The organism is Streptomyces sp. Pv4-95, assembly GCF_045782725.1.
In the GTDB taxonomy this organism is placed as follows: domain Bacteria; phylum Actinomycetota; class Actinomycetes; order Streptomycetales; family Streptomycetaceae; genus Streptomyces.
The window spans coordinates 2,845,092-2,868,676 of record NZ_CP127172.1; the positions used below are offsets into that span (position 1 = coordinate 2,845,092).

General features: G+C 70.9%; 21 protein-coding genes. 14 read left to right on the plus strand and 7 right to left on the minus strand.

Features of this window, described 5'->3' with window-relative positions:
- The first annotated feature begins 32 nt into the window (after nt 1-32).
- Nucleotides 33-536, plus strand: coding sequence for a YfbM family protein (locus QOM21_RS12455; RefSeq protein ID WP_407549975.1), 504 nt, complete (start codon nt 33-35; stop codon nt 534-536).
- A gap of 334 nt (nt 537-870) precedes the next feature.
- Here the strand turns inward: QOM21_RS12455 and QOM21_RS12460 are convergent, their stop codons facing one another.
- On the minus strand, nt 871-1,656 hold the full coding sequence (locus QOM21_RS12460; protein WP_407549976.1) for a rhomboid-like protein: 786 nt from the start codon (nt 1,654-1,656) through the stop codon (nt 871-873).
- A 547-nt stretch (nt 1,657-2,203) separates the two neighbouring features.
- Here QOM21_RS12460 and QOM21_RS12465 point away from each other — a divergent pair.
- From QOM21_RS12465 to QOM21_RS12500, 8 genes are all read left to right on the plus strand, one after another.
- Complete coding sequence (locus QOM21_RS12465; RefSeq protein ID WP_407549977.1) at nt 2,204-2,950, plus strand: spermidine synthase; 747 nt, start codon at nt 2,204-2,206, stop codon at nt 2,948-2,950.
- Between the two features lie 74 nt (nt 2,951-3,024).
- Nucleotides 3,025-3,765: a response regulator transcription factor gene (locus tag QOM21_RS12470; protein ID WP_393896589.1), complete on the plus strand. Its 741-nt coding sequence runs from the start codon at nt 3,025-3,027 to the stop codon at nt 3,763-3,765.
- Nucleotides 3,762-4,886 carry an ATP-binding protein gene (locus tag QOM21_RS12475; RefSeq protein ID WP_407549978.1) on the plus strand — a complete coding sequence of 375 codons (1,125 nt, stop codon included), beginning with the start codon at nt 3,762-3,764 and terminating at the stop codon, nt 4,884-4,886. Before QOM21_RS12470 ends, QOM21_RS12475 begins: the two co-directional genes overlap by 4 nt.
- Before the next feature lie 237 nt (nt 4,887-5,123).
- Nucleotides 5,124-8,957 carry a multifunctional oxoglutarate decarboxylase/oxoglutarate dehydrogenase thiamine pyrophosphate-binding subunit/dihydrolipoyllysine-residue succinyltransferase subunit gene (locus tag QOM21_RS12480; RefSeq protein ID WP_407549979.1) on the plus strand — a complete coding sequence of 1,278 codons (3,834 nt, stop codon included), beginning with the start codon at nt 5,124-5,126 and terminating at the stop codon, nt 8,955-8,957.
- Between the two features lie 245 nt (nt 8,958-9,202).
- On the plus strand, nt 9,203-9,385 hold the full coding sequence (locus tag QOM21_RS12485) for a DUF6104 family protein (protein WP_030081126.1): 183 nt from the start codon (nt 9,203-9,205) through the stop codon (nt 9,383-9,385).
- A gap of 168 nt (nt 9,386-9,553) precedes the next feature.
- Nucleotides 9,554-10,474 carry a DUF4097 family beta strand repeat-containing protein gene (locus QOM21_RS12490; RefSeq protein ID WP_407549980.1) on the plus strand — a complete coding sequence of 307 codons (921 nt, stop codon included), beginning with the start codon at nt 9,554-9,556 and terminating at the stop codon, nt 10,472-10,474.
- Between the two features lie 2 nt (nt 10,475-10,476).
- On the plus strand, nt 10,477-11,580 hold the full coding sequence (locus QOM21_RS12495) for a helix-turn-helix transcriptional regulator (RefSeq protein ID WP_407549981.1): 1,104 nt from the start codon (nt 10,477-10,479) through the stop codon (nt 11,578-11,580).
- A 647-nt stretch (nt 11,581-12,227) separates the two neighbouring features.
- The gene (locus QOM21_RS12500) at nt 12,228-13,109 is read left to right on the plus strand and encodes an SCO6745 family protein (protein WP_407549982.1); all 882 of its coding nucleotides are present in this window, start codon (nt 12,228-12,230) and stop codon (nt 13,107-13,109) included.
- A gap of 5 nt (nt 13,110-13,114) precedes the next feature.
- Here QOM21_RS12500 and QOM21_RS12505 read toward each other — a convergent pair whose 3' ends face one another.
- The 3 genes from QOM21_RS12505 to QOM21_RS12515 form a co-directional block, all read right to left on the minus strand.
- Nucleotides 13,115-13,765 (minus strand): HutD family protein, encoded by a 651-nt coding sequence (locus QOM21_RS12505; protein WP_407549983.1) that lies wholly within the window; start codon nt 13,763-13,765, stop codon nt 13,115-13,117.
- Between the two features lie 56 nt (nt 13,766-13,821).
- The gene (locus QOM21_RS12510) at nt 13,822-14,784 is read right to left on the minus strand and encodes a zinc-binding dehydrogenase (RefSeq protein ID WP_407549984.1); all 963 of its coding nucleotides are present in this window, start codon (nt 14,782-14,784) and stop codon (nt 13,822-13,824) included.
- A 146-nt stretch (nt 14,785-14,930) separates the two neighbouring features.
- Nucleotides 14,931-16,154, minus strand: coding sequence for an NADP-dependent malic enzyme (locus QOM21_RS12515; RefSeq protein ID WP_407549985.1), 1,224 nt, complete (start codon nt 16,152-16,154; stop codon nt 14,931-14,933).
- A 526-nt stretch (nt 16,155-16,680) separates the two neighbouring features.
- Between QOM21_RS12515 and QOM21_RS12520 the strand changes: the two genes are divergently transcribed.
- The 3 genes from QOM21_RS12520 to QOM21_RS12530 all read left to right on the plus strand — a co-directional run bounded on the left by QOM21_RS12520 (nt 16,681) and on the right by QOM21_RS12530 (nt 19,464).
- Complete coding sequence (locus tag QOM21_RS12520; protein ID WP_407549986.1) at nt 16,681-17,655, plus strand: ABC transporter substrate-binding protein; 975 nt, start codon at nt 16,681-16,683, stop codon at nt 17,653-17,655.
- Between the two features lie 64 nt (nt 17,656-17,719).
- Nucleotides 17,720-18,664: an amino acid ABC transporter permease gene (locus QOM21_RS12525; protein ID WP_407549987.1), complete on the plus strand. Its 945-nt coding sequence runs from the start codon at nt 17,720-17,722 to the stop codon at nt 18,662-18,664.
- Nucleotides 18,665-18,711: 47 nt separating this feature from the next.
- Nucleotides 18,712-19,464 carry an amino acid ABC transporter ATP-binding protein gene (locus QOM21_RS12530; protein ID WP_393896681.1) on the plus strand — a complete coding sequence of 251 codons (753 nt, stop codon included), beginning with the start codon at nt 18,712-18,714 and terminating at the stop codon, nt 19,462-19,464.
- Nucleotides 19,465-19,578: 114 nt separating this feature from the next.
- Here QOM21_RS12530 and QOM21_RS12535 read toward each other — a convergent pair whose 3' ends face one another.
- Complete coding sequence (locus tag QOM21_RS12535) at nt 19,579-20,340, minus strand: class I SAM-dependent methyltransferase (protein ID WP_407549988.1); 762 nt, start codon at nt 20,338-20,340, stop codon at nt 19,579-19,581.
- 93 nt (nt 20,341-20,433) lie between these two features.
- Between QOM21_RS12535 and QOM21_RS12540 the strand changes: the two genes are divergently transcribed.
- On the plus strand, nt 20,434-21,063 hold the full coding sequence (locus QOM21_RS12540; RefSeq protein ID WP_407549989.1) for a CGNR zinc finger domain-containing protein: 630 nt from the start codon (nt 20,434-20,436) through the stop codon (nt 21,061-21,063).
- Here QOM21_RS12540 and sodX read toward each other — a convergent pair.
- Nucleotides 20,967-21,443 (minus strand): nickel-type superoxide dismutase maturation protease, encoded by a 477-nt coding sequence (sodX, locus tag QOM21_RS12545; protein WP_407555646.1) that lies wholly within the window; start codon nt 21,441-21,443, stop codon nt 20,967-20,969. The genes QOM21_RS12540 and sodX overlap by 97 nt on opposite strands.
- Nucleotides 21,444-21,599: 156 nt before the next feature.
- Between sodX and sodN the strand changes: the two genes are divergently transcribed.
- Nucleotides 21,600-21,995, plus strand: coding sequence for a superoxide dismutase, Ni (sodN, locus tag QOM21_RS12550; protein ID WP_393896603.1), 396 nt, complete (start codon nt 21,600-21,602; stop codon nt 21,993-21,995).
- 137 nt (nt 21,996-22,132) lie between these two features.
- Here the strand turns inward: sodN and QOM21_RS12555 are convergent, their stop codons facing one another.
- On the minus strand, nt 22,133-23,554 hold the full coding sequence (locus tag QOM21_RS12555) for a hypothetical protein (RefSeq protein WP_407549990.1): 1,422 nt from the start codon (nt 23,552-23,554) through the stop codon (nt 22,133-22,135).
- Nucleotides 23,555-23,585: the final 31 nt, after the last annotated feature.

Below are 23,585 nucleotides of genomic sequence, written 5' to 3' on the forward strand. Positions count from 1 at the left end.
GGTTGTCAGTGGCCGCGCCTAGCATCCGGACCATGAGCATGATCGGACAGTACGCACGTGTCACGGCGGCCGAACTCCAGCGCGCCGTCAGCGATCCCGAGTGGGCGCTGGAGATGGTGGGCGAGCGCATGGACGAGGAGGCGGACACCGAGCCGGAGCCGGCGAAGGCCCGCTGCCTGGACATCGGCACGGCGTGGGACGCCCTCGGCTTCCTGCTCCGCCGCCAGGGCTTCCCCGTGGACATCGTGCACGGCGAGGAGCCGTTGGCGGACGCCGAGGACTGGGGCTACGGGCCGCCCCGCTGTCTCACCCCGGAGCGGGTGCGCACGGCGGCCGAGGAAATGGCGCGGTTGTCCGCCCCGAGCCTGACCGCCGGGGTCGCACCGGACGAACTCGCCGCGTCGAAGGTCTATCCGGCCATCGTCTGGGAGCGCGGCGAACCGCTGGACCACGTCGGCGAGCACTACGCCGCACTGCAGCCGTTCTTCCGGGCCGCGGCGGACGAGGGCGACGGGATGCTGATCTGGTTGGGCTAGGCCGTGCCCGCCAAGTCCCGCCGTCCGCCCCGAGGGCGGGCACCGCGGCGTCCAGTGCGTGTTCTCGGGCGGCAGGGTGCACGTCCTCGTACCGGATGTACTTGGGCTTGCGCCTGGTGCGGCGAGAGTGCGTGCCAGGCGTCGCGGGGCGGACAGGACTCCGCGGACACGGCCCGGTGCCCTTGTGGATCAGGCCGCATCAGCGAGCGGGGTCCGGTGCGTGCAGTTGCGACGCGGAGCGTCGGATGGTGACCACGACGCGGCAGTTGGGCGTACCGGCCCCCGCGCGCCCGGCCTGATCCGGACGAGGCCCTGCGTGGCACCTCGGCGGCGCCTACTCCTGTGCCAGGAAGGGCCGGGTGCCCCGTAGCGCCGGGTGCCCCAGGTCGCCGAGGAGCGGCGGGAAGGCGCGCCGGTCGCGCCAGCGGCGCAGCAGCGGCAGGCTCGCCACGCCCAGGGCGAGGGAGAGCAGATGCCCCCAGTCGGTCAGCGGGTCGGCATAGGTGAGCAGGTCGGTGACGGCCACATAGCCGACGCCGGCCAGCAGCGGCCACCGGCACCAGGCGGGCAACAGCCCCGCGAGGGCTCCGGTGCAGGTCATCACGCCGAAGCTGATGCCGTAGTCGAGGCGGTGCAGCGAACTCTCCGGCAGCTGTCCGACGGCGACCGAGAACCCGACGGGCAGTTCGGTGGCGAGGGTGGCCAGCACATGCCCGCCGAAGAACACCGCGGCGGCCCGCAGTCCACCGATCCGCCGCTCCAGTGCCGTCAGCACGAAGAGGAAGCCGATGGCGTGGGCGGAGGTGAGGCCGCCGGCGACCCACAGGGCGCTGGCGACGAGCACCAGCAGCGGGGTGCGGGCGAGATGGACGACGTCCGTGCTGGAGCCGCGCAACAGCTCGGACACCAGCTGTGGATCGGCGTGCTCGGCGAAGAGCGAGGTCGCCACGAGGAGAGCGGCGTAGGCGAAGGTGAAGGGAGTGCCGGTCGGTGTCGGCAGCAGCCGCAAGGCCCGCCGCAGGCCGCCGGTCCGTCGTGTCGCGGCCGCATCGGCGCCCGTGCCAGCCGCCGACCGGGCTGCCTCCGGGCCGGGAGCCGCCCCCGGAAGCGGAGCAGCCACCGCGGTGATGTCCTTCGCACCGTCCCGCTGTCCACCGCGTTGCCGAGGAACCCCGGCGAGGCCGCCCGGCCCCCCGGTGTCGCAACTCCCGATACCGGCAGTCGCGATGCCAACCGACGGGATGCCGTCAAGCGCGCTCCCGCCAGGCACCCTCCCGACCGGCGTGGTCCCGGCAGGCATGCCCGCGACCGCCCTGCTGTCGGCGGATCCGACCCCACTCACCGTCCCGTGCCCTTTCTGTCCCTTGCCACGCAACCCACCCGCGGCCGCCTCCCCGACCGTCCGCCCCGACTGTCCGTCGCGGGCTGTTCCTCCACGGCACATGCACCGCGCCCGCACCCTCCGCGGCGCTCACGTCGCACATTCCGCCACGCCCCCGCCACGCCTTTCTCTACGTCCGCGACCAGCCTGCACGCTCAACCAATGAGCCGGCTGTGAGGGTGAGATCCATCACGTCAGGCAACCTTGATGAGATCTCTCACCTCCGCGCAGGTCCGGGCTTCGGACACGGTGGACCGACGGTCCCGCGGTTGGCCAAGATGGCGGCATGGCTCCCGTTTCCTTCCCGCCCTCGACGGCCGGCCTCCAGGAGGCCCCGCGCACCCTCGACCGCCGCGAAGGCCCGTACGGAGAGGTGGTGTTGCGGCAGCGCGGCGGCATCTCCGGGCCCGGCGCCACCGAGACCCCCGCGGTCTGCGAGATCATCGCCAACGGCTGCTTCCTGATGGACACCTCCGACGGACGCTCCGAGCGACTGCTGATCGACGCCGCGCTGGCCGAGCTCCCCGAAGGACGGCGGCGGCCCGCCGTCCTGATCGGCGGTCTCGGCGTCGGATTCTCACTGGCGCGGGCGTCGGCCGAGCCACGCTGGGGCCGGATCGCGGTCGCTGAGCGTGAGCAGGCCGTCATCGACTGGCATCGCGAAGGACCGCTGTCCGCCGTCTCGGCGGACGCGCTGACCGACCCGCGAACCGAGATCCTGCACACCGATCTGGTCGGATATATCAGCACGGAAGCGGGCCGGGACACCTTCGACGCGCTGTGCCTGGACATCGACAACGGGCCGGACTGGACCGTCACGGAGGACAACAACAGCCTCTACTCCCCCACCGGCCTCGCCGCCTGCCGCGACCGGCTGACCCCCGGCGGCGTCCTCGCCGTCTGGTCCGCACAGCCGTCCCCGGCGTTCGAACTGGCCCTGCGAAATGCCGGATTCGAGGGCGTACGGACGGAAGAGATCACCGTTGTCCGAGGCGTCCCTGACGTGGTGCACCTCGCCCGCAAGGGCGCGTAGCCGACAGTCACACCATGCCCTTACGCTGCTGCCCAGCAATACGCGACCACGCAGGGGACATGCAGGGGCGGGCGATGGACCAGATTCAGACAACCCAGGGCGGCACCGCCGCGGCCACGCCGGGCGCCCAGCGCCGGGTGCTGGTCGTGGAGGACGACCCGACGATCGTCGACGCCATCGCGGCCCGGCTGCGCGCCGAGGGATTCCAGGTGCAGACGGCCACCGACGGCCCTGCCGCCGTCGACACCGCCGAGGCGTGGCAGCCCGATCTGCTGGTCCTCGACGTGATGCTGCCGGGCTTCGACGGCCTGGAGGTCTGCCGCCGCGTGCAGGCGCAGCGCCCGGTGCCGGTGATGATGCTCACCGCCCGGGACGACGAGACGGACATGCTGGTCGGCCTCGGCGTCGGCGCCGACGACTACATGACCAAACCGTTCTCCATGCGTGAGCTGGCCGCACGGGTGCACGTCCTGCTGCGCCGGGTCGAGCGCGCCACCCTGGCCGCGCACACCCCGCGCAGCGGTATCCTGCGGCTGGGCGAGCTGGAGATCGACCACGCGCAGCGCCGGGTGCGGGTGCGCGCGGACGACGTCCACCTCACCCCCACCGAGTTCGACCTGCTGGTCTGCCTGGCCAACACGCCGCGGGCGGTGCTCTCCCGCGAGCAGCTGCTGGCCGAGGTCTGGGACTGGGCGGACGCCTCCGGGACGCGCACGGTCGACAGCCACATCAAGGCCCTGCGCCGGAAGATCGGCGCCGAGCGCATCCGCACGGTCCACGGCGTCGGCTACGCCCTGGAGACCCCGCCCGCATGAGGCGGGGGTGGCGCGCGCCCGCTCACGGCCTGTGGGAGCGGATCTGGGAGGGCCTGCGGCCGCTGGACCCCTACCGCTCGGTCAAGGCCGCGCTGGGCGCGCTGGTCAGCGTCTCGGTGATCATCACCACACTGCTCGTGTTCGTCGCCACCCACTCGGCGACCGAGCTGCGGGTGATCACCATTTTCTCGATCATCGCCTCGCTGCTGCTCACCCAGTTCGTCGCGAACAGCCTGACCGCTCCGCTCGGCGAGATGACCGACGTGACCCGGTCGATGGCGGGAGGCGACTACACCCGCCGGGTGCGCTCCGGGCGCCGTGACGAGTTCGGGGACCTGGCCACCGCGTTCAACCGGATGGCGGCGGACCTGGAAGCGGTGGACACCCACCGCAAGGAGCTGGTCGCCAACGTCTCGCACGAGCTGCGCACGCCCATCGCGGCGCTGCGCGCGGTGCTGGAGAACGTCGTGGACGGCGTCTCGGACCCCGATCCGGAGACCATGCGTACGGCGCTGAAGCAGACCGAGCGGCTCGGCCGGCTGGTCGAGCACCTCCTGGACCTCTCCCGGCTGGACAACGGCGTGGTCCCGCTGCACGCCCGGCGCTTCGAGGTGTGGCCGTATCTGTCCGGGGTGCTCAAGGAGGCCAACATGAGCCGCGGCGCCTCGACGCTGTCCGGCATGGCCGGCTCCGGCACGCACACCCGAACGGACGTCCATCTGCATCTCGATGTCTCGCCGCCCGAGCTGACCGCGCACGCCGACGCCGAACGGCTGCACCAGGTCGTCGCCAATCTCATCGACAACGCCATCAAGCACAGCCCCCGGCACGGCCGGGTCACCGTCCACGCCCGGCGCGGCGAAGGGCCGCAGAGCCTGGTGCTGGAGGTGCAGGACGAGGGGCCCGGGATCCCCGAGTCGGAGCGCTACCGGGTCTTCGAACGCTTCAACCGCGGCGGGCCGGGCCCGTCCGGCCCGAAGACCGACGGCGGCACGGGGCTCGGCCTGGCCATCGCCCGGTGGGCGGTGGATCTGCACGGCGGACGCATCGGTGTGGCCGAATCCCCACGTGGATGCCGCATTCGCGTCACCCTTCCGGGCAAGGAGTCAGCTCGAGGTTGACGGCCTGTGCCGTAGGGTCGGTGGTGGGAGCACTGATCCAGGGGTGCCTCGGCGATGAGTTCTACCCTCACGCGGGCAAACTCCGTGTGTTTCCCGCCAAGTCATGCCCTGAAACCCATCGGTGAATGTGACGTGCGCGACGACTGACCCTCCCGGACTGCACCAGGGGTGCAGGGAGGCGTAGCCTTTATTCCCGCTGTCCACCACCTTAGGAAGCGGAAGAGGGCGGTTGCCGCCGTGTCGCTACAGTCCCCCAACAGCTCGAGCATCTCGACCGACCAAGAGGGGCAGGGGAAGAACCCTGCCGCTGCGTTCGGTCCCAATGAGTGGCTCGTCGACGAGATCTACCAGCAGTACCTCCAGGACCCGAACTCGGTAGACCGAGCCTGGTGGGACTTCTTCGCCGACTACAAGCCGGGCGGTGCCACGGCGCCGAGCCAGCCTGCGGAGGGCTCCACGGGAGCGGCTGACGCCGCGCAGCCCGCTGCGCCGGCCGCCCCGGCCACACCTGCCGCCGCGAGCGCTCCGGCAGGCTCCCCGGCCCAGGAGACCGCGGCCCCCGCCGCGGCCCCGCAGAAGCCCGCGCCGGCCCCGGCCAAGCCCGCCGCGAGCGCTCCGGCGCCCGCGAAGCAGGCCGCCCCGGCCAAGTCCGCGGCACCGGCCAAGGCGAAGGCCAAGGCCGATGACGCCGCCGAGGCGCCGGCCGGACCGGAGCTGGTCACCCTGCGCGGCCCCTCGGCCGCGGTGGCGAAGAACATGAACGCCTCGCTGGACCTGCCGACGGCCACGTCCGTCCGCGCGGTGCCGGTGAAGCTCCTGTTCGACAACCGCATCGTGATCAACAACCACCTCAAGCGCGCCCGCGGTGGGAAGGTCTCCTTCACCCACCTCATCGGGTACGCGATGGTGCAGGCCCTCAAGGCCATGCCGTCGATGAACTACTCCTTCGCGGAGAAGGACGGCAAGCCGACGCTGGTCAAGCCCCAGCACGTCAACCTCGGTCTGGCCATCGACCTGGTGAAGCCCAACGGCGACCGCCAGCTCGTCGTCGCGGCCATCAAGAAGGCCGAGACGCTGACCTTCTTCGAGTTCTGGCAGGCCTACGAGGACATCGTCCGCCGGGCCCGCGACAACAAGCTGACGATGGAGGACTTCACCGGAGTCACCGCGTCGCTGACGAACCCGGGCGGCATCGGCACCGTCCACTCCGTGCCCCGCCTGATGCCCGGACAGGGCCTCATCCTCGGCGTCGGCGCGATGGACTACCCGGCCGAGTTCCAGGGCACGTCCCAGGACACGCTGAACAAGCTCGGCGTCGCCAAGGTCATGACGCTGACCAGCACGTACGACCACCGCGTGATCCAGGGCGCCGCCTCCGGCGAGTTCCTGCGCATCATGAGCCAGCTGCTGCTCGGCGAGAACGACTTCTTCGACGACATCTTCAAGTCGCTGCGGATTCCGTACGAGCCGGTCCGCTGGCTGCGCGACATCGACGTCTCGCACGACGACGACGTCACCAAGGCCGCGCGGGTCTTCGACCTGATCCACTCCTACCGGGTCCGCGGCCACGTCATGGCCGACACCGACCCGCTGGAGTACCACCAGCGCAAGCACCCCGACCTCGACATCATCGAGCACGGCCTCACCCTGTGGGACCTGGAGCGCGAGTTCGCGGTCGGCGGCTTCTCGGGCAAGTCCATGATGAAGCTGCGCGACATCCTGGGCGTGCTGCGCGACTCGTACTGCCGCACCACCGGCATCGAGTTCATGCACATCCAGGACCCCAAGCAGCGCAAGTGGATCCAGGACCGCGTCGAGCGCAGCCACAAGTCGCCCGAGCGCGAGGAGCAGCTGCGCATCCTGCGGCGGCTGAACTCCGCCGAGGCGTTCGAGACCTTCCTTCAGACGAAGTACGTCGGCCAGAAGCGCTTCTCGCTGGAGGGCGGCGAGTCCGTCATCCCGCTGCTGGACGCGGTCATCGACTCCGCGGCCGAGTCGCGGCTCGACGAGGTCGTCATCGGCATGGCCCACCGCGGCCGGCTGAACGTCCTCGCCAACATCGTCGGCAAGTCCTACGCGCAGATCTTCCGGGAGTTCGAGGGCAACCTCGACCCGAAGTCGATGCACGGCTCCGGCGACGTGAAGTACCACCTGGGCGCCGAGGGCACCTTCACCGGTCTGGACGGCGAGCAGATCACCGTCTCGCTGGCCGCCAACCCCTCGCACCTGGAGGCCGTCGACCCGATCGTCGAGGGCATCTCGCGCGCCAAGCAGGACATCATCAACAAGGGCGGCACGGACTTCACCGTCCTGCCCGTCCAGCTGCACGGTGACGCGGCCTTCGCCGGCCAGGGCGTGGTGGCCGAGACGCTCAACATGTCGCAGCTGCGGGGTTACCGCACCGGCGGCACGGTCCACATCGTCATCAACAACCAGGTCGGCTTCACCGCCGCGCCGGAGTCGGCCCGCTCCTCCATGTACGCCACCGACGTGGCCCGCATGATCGAGGCGCCGATCTTCCACGTGAACGGTGACGACCCGGAGGCCGTGGTGCGTGTCGCGCGCCTCGCCTTCGAGTTCCGCCAGGCGTTCAACAAGGACGTCGTCATCGACCTGATCTGCTACCGCCGTCGCGGCCACAACGAGTCCGACAACCCGGCCTTCACACAGCCGCTGATGTACGACCTGATCGACAAGAAGCGCTCGGTGCGCAAGCTCTACACCGAGTCCCTCATCGGTCGCGGCGACATCACGCTGGAAGAGGCCGAGCAGGCGCTGCAGGACTTCCAGGGACAGCTGGAGAAGGTCTTCACCGAGGTCCGTGACGCGACCACGACGCCGGCCTCCCCCGAGGTGCCGCAGCCGCAGGCCGAGTTCCCGGTCTTCGTCGACACAGCGATCTCCCAGGAGGTCGTCAAGCGGATCGCCGAGTCGCAGGTCAACATCCCCGACCGGGTCACCGTCCACCCGCGTCTGCTGCCGCAGCTGCAGCGCCGGGCGGCCCAGGTCGAGGACAACACCATCGACTGGGGCATGGGCGAGACCCTCGCCATCGGCTCGCTGCTGATGGAGGGCACCCCGGTCCGGCTCGCCGGCCAGGACTCCCGCCGCGGCACCTTCGGCCAGCGCCACGCGGTGCTGATCGACCGGGAGACCGGCGAGGACTACACCCCGCTGCTCTACCTCTCCGAGGACCAGGCCCGCTTCAACGTCTACGACTCGCTGCTGAGCGAGTACGCGGCGATGGGCTTCGAGTACGGCTACTCGCTGGCCCGCCCGGAGTCGCTGGTCATGTGGGAGGCGCAGTTCGGTGACTTCGTCAACGGCGCCCAGACGATCGTGGACGAGTTCATCTCCTCCGCCGAGCAGAAGTGGGGCCAGACCTCCGGCGTCACCCTCCTGCTGCCGCACGGCTACGAGGGCCAGGGCCCGGACCACTCCTCGGCCCGGATCGAGCGCTTCCTCCAGCTCTGCGCGCAGAACAACATGACGGTCGCCATGCCGACCCTGCCGTCGAACTACTTCCACCTGCTGCGCTGGCAGGTCCACAACCCGCACCACAAGCCGCTGGTCGTCTTCACCCCGAAGTCGATGCTGCGTCTGAAGGCGGCGGCGTCGAAGACGGAAGAGTTCACGACGGGCGGCTTCCGCCCCGTCATCGGCGACTCCACCGTCAAGGCCGAGGACGTCCGCAAGGTCGTCTTCTGCTCCGGCAAGGTCTACTACGACATCGAGGCGGAGCGCGAGAAGCGCGGTGCGAACGACACCGCGATCATCCGCATCGAGCGTCTCTACCCGCTGCCCGGCAAGGAGCTTCAGGCGGAGATCGCCAAGTTCCCGAACGCCGAGAAGTACCTGTGGGCTCAGGAAGAGCCGGCGAACCAGGGTGCCTGGCCGTTCCTCGGCCTCAACCTGATCGACCACCTCGACCTGGCCGTCGGCGCGGACATCCCGCACGGCGAGCGCCTGCGCCGCATCTCGCGGCCGCACGGCTCCTCGCCGGCCGTCGGCTCCGCCAAGCGCCACCAGGCGGAGCAGGCCCAGCTGGTCGCGGAGGTCTTCGACGCGTAGGCGTCGAGGCCACCGGTAGCACCGAGCGCACCGAAGGGCCCGCTCCCCGCTTTCCGCGGGGGGACGGGCCCTTCGGGCTGTTCGGCGGTCCGGATGGCCCCGGCGCATGGCCAAGGGCCCGGGCCCGGCCTCCTCGCACGACCGCTGACGGGTCATCACGCCGGCCCTCGGGTGCTGTGGCGCGAGAGGTCCGTGAGCCTGCCTATCCTTTCCCGGAACGACCCATGACCCCTGGTGGAGAGCGCGTGTATTTCACTGACCGAGGTATCGAGGAACTGGAGAACCGGCGCGGCGAGGAGGAGGTCACCCTCGGGTGGGTGGCCGACCAGCTGCGGACGTTCGTCGACCTCAATCCGGACTTCGAGGTCCCGGTGGAGCGGCTGGCCACCTGGCTGGCCCGGCTCGACGACGAGGACGAGGACGAGTAGGGGGCACCCGGGAACGACCACGAGCGGGCGCGCCGTCCTGCACCTTCCGTGCCGCGGCGCCCCGCTCCCTGTCTTGACTTCCCCGATCCGCGATATATCGTGTTATCGAAGACACGATATGTTGCGTTGCCTGCCTGCCCGGGTGGCGCCGATCCTGGGAGGCCGGCGATGCCAGCCCGGACCGAGTGGTCGATCTCCGCACCACGCACGCTGGAGATCGAAGAGCCCGTCAGCACGCTGAACGTCCGCCTCGTCGGCGGCACCGTCAATGTCGTCGGCACCTCCGACGGCAGCACGCCCCGGCTGGAGATCAGCGAGATCCAGGGCCCGCCGCTGACCGTCGAATATCTCGACGGCACCCTCTCCCTCGCCTACCAGGACCTCCCCTGGAAGGGCCTGCTGGCGTTCCGTGAACGCAAGAGGTGGCACCGCAGTGCGGTGGTCTCGGTGACCGTGCCGGCCACCACCCGCGTCGAGGTGGGCGTCGTCGGCGCACACGCGGTGATCTCCGGCATCTCCGGGCGTACGGACCTGCGCGGTGTGAGCGGCGACAGCACGCTGGTCGGGCTGACCGGCGAGGTCCGAGCCGACACCGTCTCGGGCAGGGTCGAGGCGCAGGCCGTCACCGGCGACCTGCGGTTCCACTCCGTCTCGGGGGACCTGACGGTCATCGACGGAGCCGGCGGCGCGGTACACGCCGACTCGGTGAGCGGCGACATGGTGCTCGACCTGGACCACACCGCCAGGGGCGCGGACGTCCGCCTGACGACGGTCTCCGGGGAGGTCGCCATACGGCTCCCCGACCCGGCCGACGCCAGGGTCGACGCCAACACCACCAGCGGCGCGGTCGCCAACGCCTTCGACGATCTGCGTGTCAGCGGCCAGTGGGGCGCCAAGAGGATCACCGGCGCGCTCGGCGCGGGCACCGGCACCCTCAAGGTCACCACCGTCTCCGGCGGTCTGACGCTGCTGCGCCGCCCCGCCTTCGAGGACGCCAGAGCAGCAGCAGCCGGCGGCGGCGCCCGCCCGGACTCCGGCCCCCGGGGCGCCGCCCCCACCGACAGCCCCGCAGAGAAGAAGGTGCTCTGAGCATGCCCCCCGTCTTCGCCCACGGCCGCCTCCGTCTCTACCTCCTCAAGCTGCTGGACGAGTCCCCGCGTCACGGCTACGAGGTCATCCGCCTCCTGGAGGAGCGCTTCCAGGGGCTCTACGCCCCGTCCGCCGGCACGGTCTATCCGCGGCTGGCCAAGCTGGAGGCCGAGGGCCTGGTCACGCACGCCACCGAGGGCGGCCGCAAGGTCTACTCCCTCACGGAGGCAGGTCGGCGTGAACTGGCCGACCGCAGCGGGGAGTTGGCGGATCTGGAGCTGGAGATCCGGGAGTCGGTCGCCGCGCTCGCCTCCGACATCCGGGCCGATGTCAGCGGCTCCGCGAGCGAGCTGCGCCGGGAGATCCGGGAGGCCGCGCAGCAGACCCGCTCCGAGGCGGGTGGCCCCGGCCGGGCCGGTGGCGCGCGAGGACGGGGGCCGGACGCCGCGGACCTCTTCGACGGTTCGCTCGGCGACAAGGAGTCCTGGCGGCAGGCGAAGGAGGAGTTCCGGCGCGCGAAGGACGAGTGGAAGGAACAGGCGCGGCGGGCGAAGGAGGAGAGCCGGCGGGCCCGGCAGGACGCGCAGCGGGCCCGTAAGCAGGCCAAGGACGCCCAGACGTTCGCCCGCGAGGAGGTCCAGCGGGTCATCCAGCGCGTACAGGAGCAGACCCAGGGGCACGTGCGGTCCGGCGACTGGTCGGGGGCGGTGCGCGAGGCGCTGTCCGAGGTCTCCCGTGAGGTCGGCCGCTTCACTGCGGGTACGGCCTCGTCCCGTGGCGCCGAGCAGGCAGCCGCCGCACAGGGCGGCGAGGACCGGGCGCCGGCCGGTCCTCCCGGTCCGGCGGAGGATTCGGCGCGGACAGCCGCTCCACCGGCCCCTGAGTGGGCGGGCGAGCCGGCGAGCGGCGACCCGGCCCGCGATTTCGACCGGCTGCTGGACCGCTTCCGCGACGACCTGCGGGACGCGGCGCGCGACCACGGCGTCACGGCGGAGCAGCTCAAGGAGTCCCGGCGACGGCTTTCGACCACCGCCGCGCACATCGGCGCCCTGCTGCGCGATCCGGAGCGGCACGCGTCCCTGACCGACCCGGACGGCACTCCGTAGGACCGGCGGACGGGGCGGGGCCGGTCGCGGAGCTGCCGAGGCCGGATCAACCGCCCAACCGTCCCGCGTCGCCGTTCGCCGGCCATCCGGTCAGCGGGTCGAACCGGGGCCGAGCCGGGAACTCATCGCCTCCATAAGCCAGTTGGCCGCCTGAGCCCTGTCCGGCGAAGCCACGCGGGCCAAGCAGGCGGCGCAGCCGCCGAGTCGGTCGCGAGCCCCGCAGCGAGACCGCGGGAACCCTCAACTACATGACATACAGGGTTCGTTGGATCGACCGGAACATCCTCGGCTTCCCCGAGGCGTCGACCCCGCGCACACCGGCCGCTCCGGCCGTCGAGCCGGAGCGGGCGCGCGCCGGAAGCCATCATCGGAGCGGATTTCCGTGCCCGCACCCGCCGGCCTCCCCCTCCCGTGAAGCGGTCGCCCGGAGGCGGAATCCCCAACCCGGTTTCCCTTACCCAGAGTTACCCATCGCGGTCCGAGATTCACCGCCCGTAATCGGGGAAATCAGTTCTTCGCACGGTTCTTCGTCCGGGACCGGGAGCCGGCGCCCCTGGCCCCTCGATTCCGCCCACCGACGGCCGCGTTCCGGTCTACGGTCAACTCTCCCTGTCTGCACACATCGTGAAGGCCATGAGGTATCAGCGATGTCGGATTACCCGCCGGTCGCCCGTCGGATGTGGCACCAGCTCGAACCCCTGCACGCCACGCTCTACTTCGCCCCCGAGGCCCGCCAGGTCGCCTCGGACCTCGGCTTCGACGTGGCCTCCCGGTGGCCGAGCTATTTCGCCTGGCGTACCGCCCCGCTGGGCGCCGCCGGGCCCGAGCTGGTGGCCGCGACCTACTACAGCTTCAGCCCGCGGATGATCGCCCGGTACGTTCCGGGGATCTGGACCACCGCCGACCCGGCCAAGGTGCTCGACGCCCGGTTGGTCGCGGTGGACCGCACCCTGACCGCCCTCATCGGGGACCGGCTGACCACCGCGCAGCTGGTCGAGGCGGCGCGGCTGGCACGCCAGGCCGCCGAGAACGCCGGGACCGCGGCCCGGCCGCTGGCGGCCGCCAACCGTGACCTGCCCTGGCCCGACTCGCCCCACCTGGTGCTCTGGCAGGCCGCGACGGTGCTGCGCGAGCACCGCGGCGACGGTCATCTGGCGGCGCTGCTGACCTGCGGCCTCGACCCGTGCGAGGCGCTGGTGTCGTTCGCGGCGATCGGCGCCGCCCCGGCCGCCGGCTTCGCCGGGCGCGGCTGGAGCGCGCAGGAGTGGACCGACGCCCGGCACCGCCTGGCCGCCCGCGGCTGGATCGCCCCGGACGGCAGCGCGACCGACCGCGCCCACAAGGAGCGCGAGGAGATCGAGCGCATGACGGACCGGCTGGCGGCCGCGCCGTGGCGGGCCCTGGGGCACTCCCGGGCCGAGCGGCTGGCGCAGCTCCTCCAGCCCGTCCTGAGCGCGGTCTTCGAGGCCGGCTATCTGCCGCGGCACAGCACCCTGGGGATCGGCGCGGTGAAGGTCGGCTATCCGTAGCGGTGTCAGCGCTGTGCGGCCGGAGTCAGCGTGATCAACGCCGCGACGCCGTCCGTGTGCAGCTCCCACGGTGCCGGGCACGGACCGCTTCCGTCCGCGCCCTCGCCGGCGAACAGGGCCGCGTCGAACCGCTCCAGCCGCGCCGGCTCCGCGGCCCCGGCGAGCCGCGTGGGGCCCTCCAGCGCGACAACGAGGACGACGGGGCCGCCACGTCGGGCGTCCGGGCCGTTCCCCGGCGCAGCGGGCACCGGCCGCGTTCCCCGCACCGTCTCCACCGTCGCCGCCGCACGTCCGTCGCGGAGCATCACATTGAGATTGACGATCGGGCCGGCAGTCAGCCGCCCCTCGGTGACCGCGTCGCCGGGGAAGGAGAACGGGCGCAAGCGGCCGGTGAGCAGGTGGGTGCGGCCGTCCACCGTCAGCTCCGTACCGGCGCCTTCGACGACGGTGAGGATCCGCCGCACCCCGGTCAGCGGCGAGTAGGGCCCGTCGCGGGTCACGTCGGCGAGGCTGACCCGCCAGTCGAACCCGTCCCAGCCGGACCCCGGCGGGTGGACGGCGACCTCACGGGTCACCCCGCCGCCGTTGCTCCACGGCGCGGCGGTCCGCTCGGCCGCCCGCAGGATCCGCGGCCGACCCGTCCGCGTCTCGGTCATGCCCGCCACCCGTCCCCTTCACCACACCGGACCGCCGGACCGTTGAACCGCCGGCGTCAGACCGTCAGCACGACCTTGCCGAACAGATCGCCCTGGGCCATCTTCTCGAAGCCCTCGCGCGCCCGGTCCAGCGGCAGCGTCGAGTCGATGACCGGCCGGATGCCCTTGGCCGCGCAGAAGCTCAGCAGCGACGCCAGCTCCTCCTTGCTGCCCATCGTGGAGCCCACGACCTTCAGCTCCAGGAAGAAGATCCGGTTCAGCTCGGTGCGCTCGGGGTGGTAGCCGCTGGTGGCGCCCGAGATGACGAGACTGCCGCCGGGGCGCAGCGACTTGACGGAGTGCGACCAGGTGGCCGCGCCGACCGTCTCGATCACGGCGTCCACCCGCTGCGGCAGCCGCTCGCCGCTGGGGAACGCGGCTTCCGCGCCCAGCTCCTCGGCCCGCTTGCGCTTGGCCTCGTCCCGGCTGGTGGCGAAGACCCGCAGCCCGGCCGCGGCGCCCAGCACGATGGCGGCGGTGGCCACGCCGCCGCCCGCGCCCTGCACGAGCACGCTGTCGCCGGGCCGTACCCCGGCGTTGGTGAACAGCATCCGGTACGCCGTCAGCCAGGCCGTGGGCAGACAGGCGGCCTCGGTGAAGGACAGCTCCTTCGGCTTGGGCAGCACGTTCCAGGTGGGGACGGTGACCTGCTCGGCGAAGGAGCCCTGGTAGCGCTCGGTGAGGATGGAGGGCTTCTCCTTGGGGCCGACGCCGTGGCCGGTCTGCCCGATGACGGAGTGCAGGACGACCTCGTTGCCGTCCGCGTCGGTTCCGGCGGCGTCGCAGCCGAGGATCATCGGCAGCGACTCCTCGCCGATCCCCACCCCGCGCAGCGACCAGAGGTCGTGGTGGTTCAGGGAGGCGGCTTTGACGTTGACGGTCGTCCAGCCGGGGCGCTCCTCGGGGGCGGGGCGCTCCCCCAATTCGAGGCCGTTGAGGGGCTGGTCGCGGTCGATGCGGGCGGCGTAGGCAGCAAACATGATCCCAAACTAGGCCGCGGCCGCGCGCTGCGGTACCACGCACGGGTGTGACACGCACCGCGCCCCGATGGGCCCTCGGCACACAGCGGGCCGGGCCCGCACCTGTGAGAGGTGCGGGCCCGGCCCGTCGGTCGCTGTGCCGCGGATCAGCGGCGGGCGACGCCCTCGGCGCGTGCGGCGGCCGCCACGGCGGCCGTCACGGCCGGCGCGACGCGCTCGTCGAACGGCGAGGGGATGACGCAGTCGGCGCTGAGCTCGTCGGCGACGACGGCGGCCAGCGCCTCGGCCGCGGCGAGCTTCATGCCCTCCGAGATCTGCGAGGCACGCACCTGGAGCGCACCGGCGAAGATGCCGGGGAAGGCGAGCACGTTGTTGATCTGGTTCGGGTAGTCGCTGCGCCCGGTGGCGACCACGGCCGCGTACTTGTGCGCGACGTCCGGGTGGATCTCCGGGTTCGGGTTGGCCATCGCGAAGATCATCGAGTTCTTCGCCATGGTGGCCACCGCGGACTCCGGGACCGTGCCGCCGGAGACCCCGATGAAGACATCGGCGCCCTCCAGCGCGCTCTCCAGCGAACCGGTCAGCTCGGCCTTGTTGGTGAAGCCGGTGACATCGCGCTTGACGTCCGTGAGGTCGTCACGGTCGGCGGAGACGACGCCCTTGCGGTCGCAGACCGCCACGTCGCCGATGCCCGCCTCGACGAGGATCTTGGCGATGGCGACGCCGGCCGCACCGGCACCGGAGATGACCGCGCGCAGCTGGCCGAGCGAACGGTCGGTGAGCTTGGCGGCGTTGCGCAGGGCGGCCAGGGTGACCACGGCGGTGCCGTGCTGGTCGTCGTGGAAGACCGGGATGTCCAGCCGCTCCTTGAGCTTGCGCTCGATCTCGAAGCACCGGGGAGCGGAGATGTCCTCCAGGTTGATGCCGCCGAACGACGGCGCCATCCGGACGACGGTCTCGACGATCTCGTCGGCGTCGGTCGTACCGAGGGCGATCGGCACCGCGTCCACGCCGCCGAACTGCTTGAAGAGAATGGCCTTGCCCTCCATCACCGGGAGGGAGGCTTCCGGACCGATGTCGCCCAGTCCGAGCACCGCTGTGCCGTCCGTGACCACGGCCACGACCTGGGACTTCCAGGTGTAGTCGTGCACCAGATCCGGCTGGTCGGCGATGGCGCTGCACACCTTGGCGACGCCCGGTGTGTACGCGAGGGACAGATCGTCCCTGTCGCGCACCGGAACGGTCGCCTGGATGGCCATCTTGCCGCCGCGATGCAGCGCGAAGGCCGGGTCGAAGTACTCGTCGGGAGCACCGCCCGAGCCCGCGCCCGTATTGCTGTCGCTGCGAGGATTGACGATCTCCGCTGCCACTTGTCCAACCCCTTTAATCGTAAATCAGTTGAGGGTGACCACTCCCTGGTTAAGGGGTGGGCGGGCACCGCGTCCGCGCCCGGCGAGGCGGATGGCCGCCGCGCGGGGGGAGGTGCGGACACCGGGCGCGCCGCACACGCGCCCTGAGCCCCGGATGAGGGGTGTAACGAACCTTTCTACCGGACGGGCGCGGGGCTCGACGAGTCAGATTCATTACCCTCCGGTTCAGGGCTCTGACAATAACGGCGAAATGCGCAAAAACGCAGAGGAGTCGCCCTCTGGTTGTCCGAATTCCGAGACGCCGGGGCGATACGGACCACCTTTGGCACCCCCGCGAGGGGGCCTCGCCCTTGCGCCATCTGGGCCACGCGACACCCCGCGCGTCCGTTATGCGATTTTGACCTGGCGACCAGTCCGCATTCCGGATTACGGATGGCAAGATTCCGTAACCAACCGAGGTCGCGACGCTCAATGGGGTGTGCCCGACCCCTGCCCGTCGGCTACTCCCATCCGCTGGAGGATCAGCATGACCGCACGCTCCACCCGTCGCTCGGCCGCCGGCAGGTCTCGTTCAGCCGTGGCCGCCGCGACCGCGGTCGCCGCCTCGCTGCTGCTGCTCAGCGCCTGCGGTGACCAGACGGATGCGGCCATCGCCAAGCGCGAGGCGCACAAGAACCGCAACACGCACGCGCCGCTCTTCAAGATGCTCCCCAAGGACGTCCAGGAGAAGGCGATGCTCCAGGTCGGTTCGGACATCACGTACAAGCCGGTGGAGTTCCGCAGGAACGGCGCGGTCGTGGGCATCGACCCGGATCTGGCGGAGGCGATGAGCAAGGAGCTGGGCATCAAGCTCAACTTCAACAACGCCACCTTCGACACCCTCATGGGCGGCCTGAAGTCCAAGCGCTACGACATAGCCATGTCCGCGATGACGGACACCAAGGAGCGCCAGCAGGGCATCGACAGCAGCACCGGCAACAAGATCGGTGAGGGCGTCGACTTCGTCGACTACCTCAACGTCGGCGTCTCCCTCTACACGCAGAAGGGCAAGACCCAGGGCATCGACAGCTGGGAAGCCCTCTGCGGCAAGAAGCTCGCGGTGCAGCGCGGCACCGTCTCGCACGACCTGGCCAAGGACAAGTCCAAGAAGTGCGGGTCGAGCGGCGAGCCGGCCATCGAGATCGAGGCCTTCGACAACGACTCCGAGGCCCAGACCCGGCTGCGGACCGGCGGCGTGGACGCCGTCTCCAGCGACTACCCGGTCGCCGCGTACGCGGTGAAGGTCTCCGGCAACGGCAAGGACTTCCAGATGGTCGGCGGCGAACCGCTCAAGGCGGCGCCGTACGGCATCGCGGTGCCCAAGGGCAAGGAGCGGCTGCGCGACGCGCTCTCCGCGGCCCTGGAGAACGCGATCAAGAACGGCTCGTACGCCAAGGTCCTCAAGAAGTGGGACGTCAAGGACGCCGCGGTCGAGGAAGTGAAGCTCAACGCCGGCTCCTGAGCCCGCCGCGAGTCCCGCTCACCGCTCACCGCGCAACCCCGCCGAACGCTGAAAGGCAACACCCGTGTCAGTTGACGTCGACAAGTCGGCACAGCCGCCGGCGGACGCTCCGCCGCCCCAGCCCGAGCCCATCAAGGCCATACCCGTGCGCCACTACGGGCGCTGGGTGGCGGCGGTCGCCGTGCTCACGGTGCTCGCACTGCTGGGCCGTGCCTTCGCCTCCGGGAACGTCAACTGGGACGCCATTCCCCAGTACCTGTTCAACGGGGACATCCTCAAGGGCCTGCGCAACACCCTGCTGATAACCGTGCTCTCGATGATCATAGGCATCGTCGGGGGTGTGATCCTGGCCGTGATGCGCCAGTCCAAGAACCCGGTGACCTCGACCGTCGCGTGGTTCTACGTCTGGTTCTTCCGCGGCACGCCGGTCTACGTCCAGTTGTTCCTGTGGTTCAACCTCGGCCTGGTGTTCCAGTACATCGACGTCATGCCGATCTACAAGGACGAGTGGTCGGACTTCATGACCCCGTTCCTGTGCGCGCTGCTGGGCCTCGGGCTCAACGAGGCGGCGTACATGGCGGAGATCTGCCGGGCCGGTCTGAACGCCGTCGACGAGGGCCAGACCGAGGCGGCGCACGCGCTGGGCATGAGCCAGGGCAAGACGCTGCGCCGGATCATCGTGCCCCAGGCGATGCGGGTGATCGTGCCGCCGACCGGCAACGAGGTCATCAACATGCTCAAGACCTCCTCGCTGGTCATCGCCGTCCAGTACTACGACCTGCTGCAGGCCGCGCAGAACGTCGGACGCGACTCCGGTGTCGTCGTCGAGATGCTGATCCTCGCCGCGGCCTGGTACCTGATCGCCACCACCGTCCTGAGCATCGGCCAGTACTACCTGGAGCGCTACTACGCCCGCGGCTCCAGCCGCCAGCTCCCGCCCACCCCGCTCCAGCGCGCCAAGGCGCAGCTGTCCGGCGGCTTCAACCGCTCCGCCGGAGGTGCCGGATGACCAGCAAGAACAGCCTCAGCAAGACGGCCGGCAAGCCCGGCGTCCCGATGGTGAAGGCCGAGGGCGTCCACAAGTCCTTCGGCGCGGCCCACATCCTCAAGGGCATCGACCTCGAAGTGGCGCCCAAGGAGGTCTTCTGCCTGATCGGCCCGTCCGGCTCCGGCAAGTCGACGTTCCTGCGCTGCATCAACCACCTGGAGAAGGTCAACGCCGGCCGGCTGTCCGTCGACGGCGAGCTGGTGGGCTACCGCGAGCACAACGGCAAGCTCTACGAGCTGCGCGACCGCGAGGTCGCCGCCCGCCGCCGCGACATCGGCATGGTCTTCCAGCGCTTCAACCTCTTCCCGCACATGACCGCGGTGGAGAACATCATGGAGGCGCCGATCCAGGTCAAGGGCGAGTCCCGGTCCGCAGCCCGGCAGCGCGCGACCAAGCTCCTGGACCGCGTCGGCCTCGCCGACAAGGCCGGCAACTACCCCTCGCAGCTCTCCGGCGGTCAGCAGCAGCGGGTCGCCATCGCCCGTGCGCTGGCGATGGAGCCGAAGCTGATGCTCTTCGACGAGCCCACCTCGGCGCTCGACCCGGAGCTGGTCGGTGACGTCCTGGACGTCATGAAGGACCTGGCCGCGGACGGCATGACGATGATCGTCGTCACCCATGAGATGGGCTTCGCCCGCGAGGTCGGCGACTCGCTGGTCTTCATGGACGACGGCGTGGTCGTGGAGACCGGCCACCCGCGCGATGTGCTCGGCAACCCCCAGCACGAGCGCACCAAGTCGTTCCTGTCCAAGGTGCTCTGAGGACCGGGCGCCCCGGCGCACGAAAAAGAGGCGGTACGCGTCCCGGAAGGGTCCGCGTACCGCCTTCGTGCTTCCCGGCCCGGCCGGATCACGCCGCTCCCAGCCGTCTCCGGATCACTTCAGGCCGATCACCAGCGCGTCGGACGGGGAGCTCCACACCGCCCGCGCCTCGGCGAAACCGGAGTCCCGCAACGCCTGGGCGTGCCACCGCGCGGAGGGGGTGTCGCCGTCGGCGTGCTCGCCGTAGATCTCGAAGCGTTCGGCGGTCGGGCCCGCAAGCCGCGGGTCGGCGGCGGCCAGCCGCCACCAGGCGGCCCAGTCGACCGCGCCGGCCTCCTTGGCCCGGTCCATCCGCGCGTGCCGGAAGGCCCGCTCCGCGGCGTTGATCCGTGGGGTGGCCTCCTCCGGCATGTGGTCGGCGTTCATGAAGACGCCGCCGTCCCGCACCAGCCCGCCGAGCTGCCCGTACAGCCCGCGCAGGTCCTCGGAGTGCAGCCAGTGCAGCGCGGTGGCGGTGAGCACCGCGTCGTAGGAGTCGTGCGGCAGCCGGGCCGTCCACTCCGGGTCCTTCAGGTCGGCCCGCACGAAGCGGACCCGCGGCTCGCCCTCGAAGTAGCCCTCCGCGATGGCCAGCAGCGCCGGATCCAGATCGACGCCCACACTTTCCGCCTTCGGGAACCGCTTGAGGAGGCGGTCGGAGATACTGCCCGTACCGCAGGCGAGATCCAGAACCCTGGGCGCGGGGCCCACCAGTGCCTCGACCATGTCGAGCATCACCCGGAACCGCTCCTCGCGGTCGGGCATGTACCACTCCTGCTGACGGTCCCAACTGTTCTGCCACGCCTGCCAGTCGGCGCCGACAATGGTCTCGGTCATCGCATCCCCTTCAGCCCGTAATACCCTCGTAGCTAAACCACCCATTACGAACACGCACTCCGCACCATAGACCGCCCCTGGTAAGGACTACAAGTGGAACTGGCCTATTACTCGGACTTTGCCGTGCGGCTGGTCAACACCGAGCAGCCCGAGCGCGGTGGCGACGGCCTCACCTCGGTCGAGGCCGTACGCGACCTCTTCGGCCCGGCACAGCAGGCGGCCAGGCGCGCGACGGACAGCGACGTCACGCGGCTGCGCGCGGTCCGCTCCCGGTTGCGCGCCGTCTTCGAGGCCGCCGACGGCGGCGACGAGGTGCTCGCCGTCGACCTGCTCAACGCGCTGATGATGGAGTTCCCGGTCAGCCCGCAGATCTCCGGCCACGAGTTCCGCGACGACGACGGCCGCCCCAAGTGGCACCTGCACATCGCCGACCACGCCGCCAACGCCACCGCCGGCTACACCGCGACCGCCTGCATGGGCCTGGCCTTCCACCTCACCGAGCTGGGCGTCGACCGGCTGGGCATCTGCGAGGCGCGGCCGTGCCGCAACGCCTACCTCGACACCTCCACCAACCGCTCCCGGCGGTACTGCTCCGACCGCTGCGCGACCCGCGCCAACGTCGCCGCCTACCGCGCCCGCAAGCGCCTGGAGAGCGACCGGTCCGCCCGTACCGGCCGGACCGCCGAGACGGCCCAGGAGAGCAGCGCCCTCGGCGACCGCTGAATCCCCCGCGGCGGCCGGACCCGGGCCCAGGCCCGCGCGATGACCAGCTCGTCCGGAACGGCACCGAATTCGCGGCTGTCGTTCCGGACGTACGGATTGTCGCCCTGCACCCACCAGCCGCCCTCGTCCCGCCGGACGGCACGTTTGACGATCAGCAGGTCCTGGCGGAACGGATGCCGCAGCACCACCACGTCACCGGGCCGCACCGTCGCCCCGTACTGCACCACCAGCTGGTCGCCCGGCCGCAGCGTCGGCACCATCGAGGGGTTGTAGACCTCGGCAAGCCCGAACGCGCTCAGCAGCCCGCCCCGTCCGCCGGCCTGCCCCGTACCCTCGGCGCGCTCCCGCTCCGGCCCGCGCTCTTCCACCCGCTCCGGCATCCCGTCCCTCCGGTCCGACCCGCTCACCGGTCCATCCTCCATCCGCCCCACCTTGGCACTGGACTTTTGCCCTAAGACCCACGGGGCACCCGCGAAAAGGCTTCCCCCACCGAGTAATCTCGCACCTGAGAAGACGATCACGAGGAAGGACTGAACATGCTTTCCCGCCTGTTCGCCCCCAAGGTCAAGGTCAGCGCCCACTGCGACCTTCCCTGCGGCGTGTACGACCCCGCCCAGGCCCGTATCGAGGCCGAGTCGGTCAAGGCCGTCCAGGAGAAGTACCAGGGCAACGAGGATGCGGACTTCCGCACCCGCGCCGTCCTGATCAAGGAGCAGCGCGCCGAGCTGGCCAAGCACCACGTCTCGGTGCTGTGGAGCGACTACTTCAAGCCGCCGCACTTCGAGAAGTACCCGCAGCTGCACCAGCTGGTCAACGACACCCTCAAGGCACTCAGCGCCGCCAAGGGTTCGAACGACCCGGCAACCGGCCAGAAGGCGCTGGACCTGATTGCCGAGATCGACAAGATCTTCTGGGAGACCAAGAAGGCCTGATCTGCCATCAGGCGATCCGACCTGCGGTTACCTGCTCCGCAGAGTCCGAATGTCCGCACCCGGCCCGCCGGACGCCCCACAGGGAGTCCACGGTGGTCCGGGTGCGGCCGTTCGGGCGGCCGTCCCCGCGAGCGGGGTCAGTTGGGCAGCGGCTCGCTCTCGGAGTCCGCCGACCGGTAGGGCTCCTCCCGCCGGTCGTCGCCGGTCCGTGAGCCGGCCGGGGACGCGGGCGGCGGGGTGCCGCGGCCGACCCACACCAGCAGAACGCCGAGCGTGCCCGCGATCGCCGGCCAGTAGATGTAGCGGAAGTCCGTCGCCGGCATGATCGGCAGATATCCGACCACATAGGCCACCGAGCTGACGGCCAGCGCCCGGACGGGCATCGCGAAGCTCCCCCGGCCCGGCCGGAACACGAGCACCAGCCCGACGCCGAGCCAGAACCACCCCGCGAACAGGAACGACAGATCCCGGACCGCGGCGTCGATGTAGTTCTGGAGGGTGGCCTCCAGCCGGGGGTTCGTCACCCGCAGTCCGAGATCGTTGGGCATGACCCCGTTCTGGTACTCGTAGCGCCCCTTGAAGAGCAGCTCCGAGAAGACCTGCAGGCGGTACTGGAGGTACAGCGGCACATCGCCGCTCATCTTGCTGATCCACAAGGACGTCAGCTGGTCCGCGTCCGCGGCGAGCCCCTTCGGCCCCGGGTCGTAGCAGGTGAAGTAGGAGTTGGACAGGGACTTGATGCGGTGGCACTCCTCGGCCGCGGCCACCAGCCGGCCCCGCAGCTCCGGCGACACGTCCGCCGTCCGCAGCTCGCGCACGGGCACGACGTGGATGAGGTCGTCCAGCAGGATCTGCGAGCCCTGGCTCAGTTGCACCGGCCGCGCGAAGGCCGAGACGGCGGCCGAGGGCAGCACGAGGGCGACGACGAGGACCGCCGAGGACATCAGCCACGTCCGGCGCCCGGGACGGCCGCCCCACAGCGCGAGGACGAGCAGCACGAAGACCGGAATCGCCGCGAACACGGCGTTCTTGCGCACCAGGATGGCGTAGACGAGGAAGAGCACTCCGAGCCCCAGGAGGGCCCACCGCAGGGCCGGACGGCCCGCCGGCAGGCGCCGCCCGACCAGCGCGACCGCGCAGGTGGCCAGGAGCGCGATCGCCATGTGGACGTCTTTCCACACCACACCGACGAACGTCAGCACCTGGGGAGTCAGCCCGACGCCGAGCACAGCGAGGGACTTCGGCCGGCTCCCGGTCGCCTCCCACACGCACCAGGCGATCGTCCCGAGCGCCGCCCAGAAGAGGACGGACTGCACGATGGCCAGGGCCGCGGGGAGGCCCGTCACCGCGATGAGCCCCTGCCACACCAGGCTCATGACGGGCGGGTGCCAGTCGCTCAGCGGCTCCCGGCCCAGGGCCTGTCGGAGCTGGGACAGGGTGTCCGCGCTCACGAACCCGGGGGAGAAAACGGCGGTGGTGGCCAGGCAACAGGCCGTGGCGATGAGCGCCAGAGCCCAGGACCAGCGCCGTTCACGCCGAATCCATCGCAGATGTCCCATATGCCCGGATGCTAACAGCGGCTGCCGGACC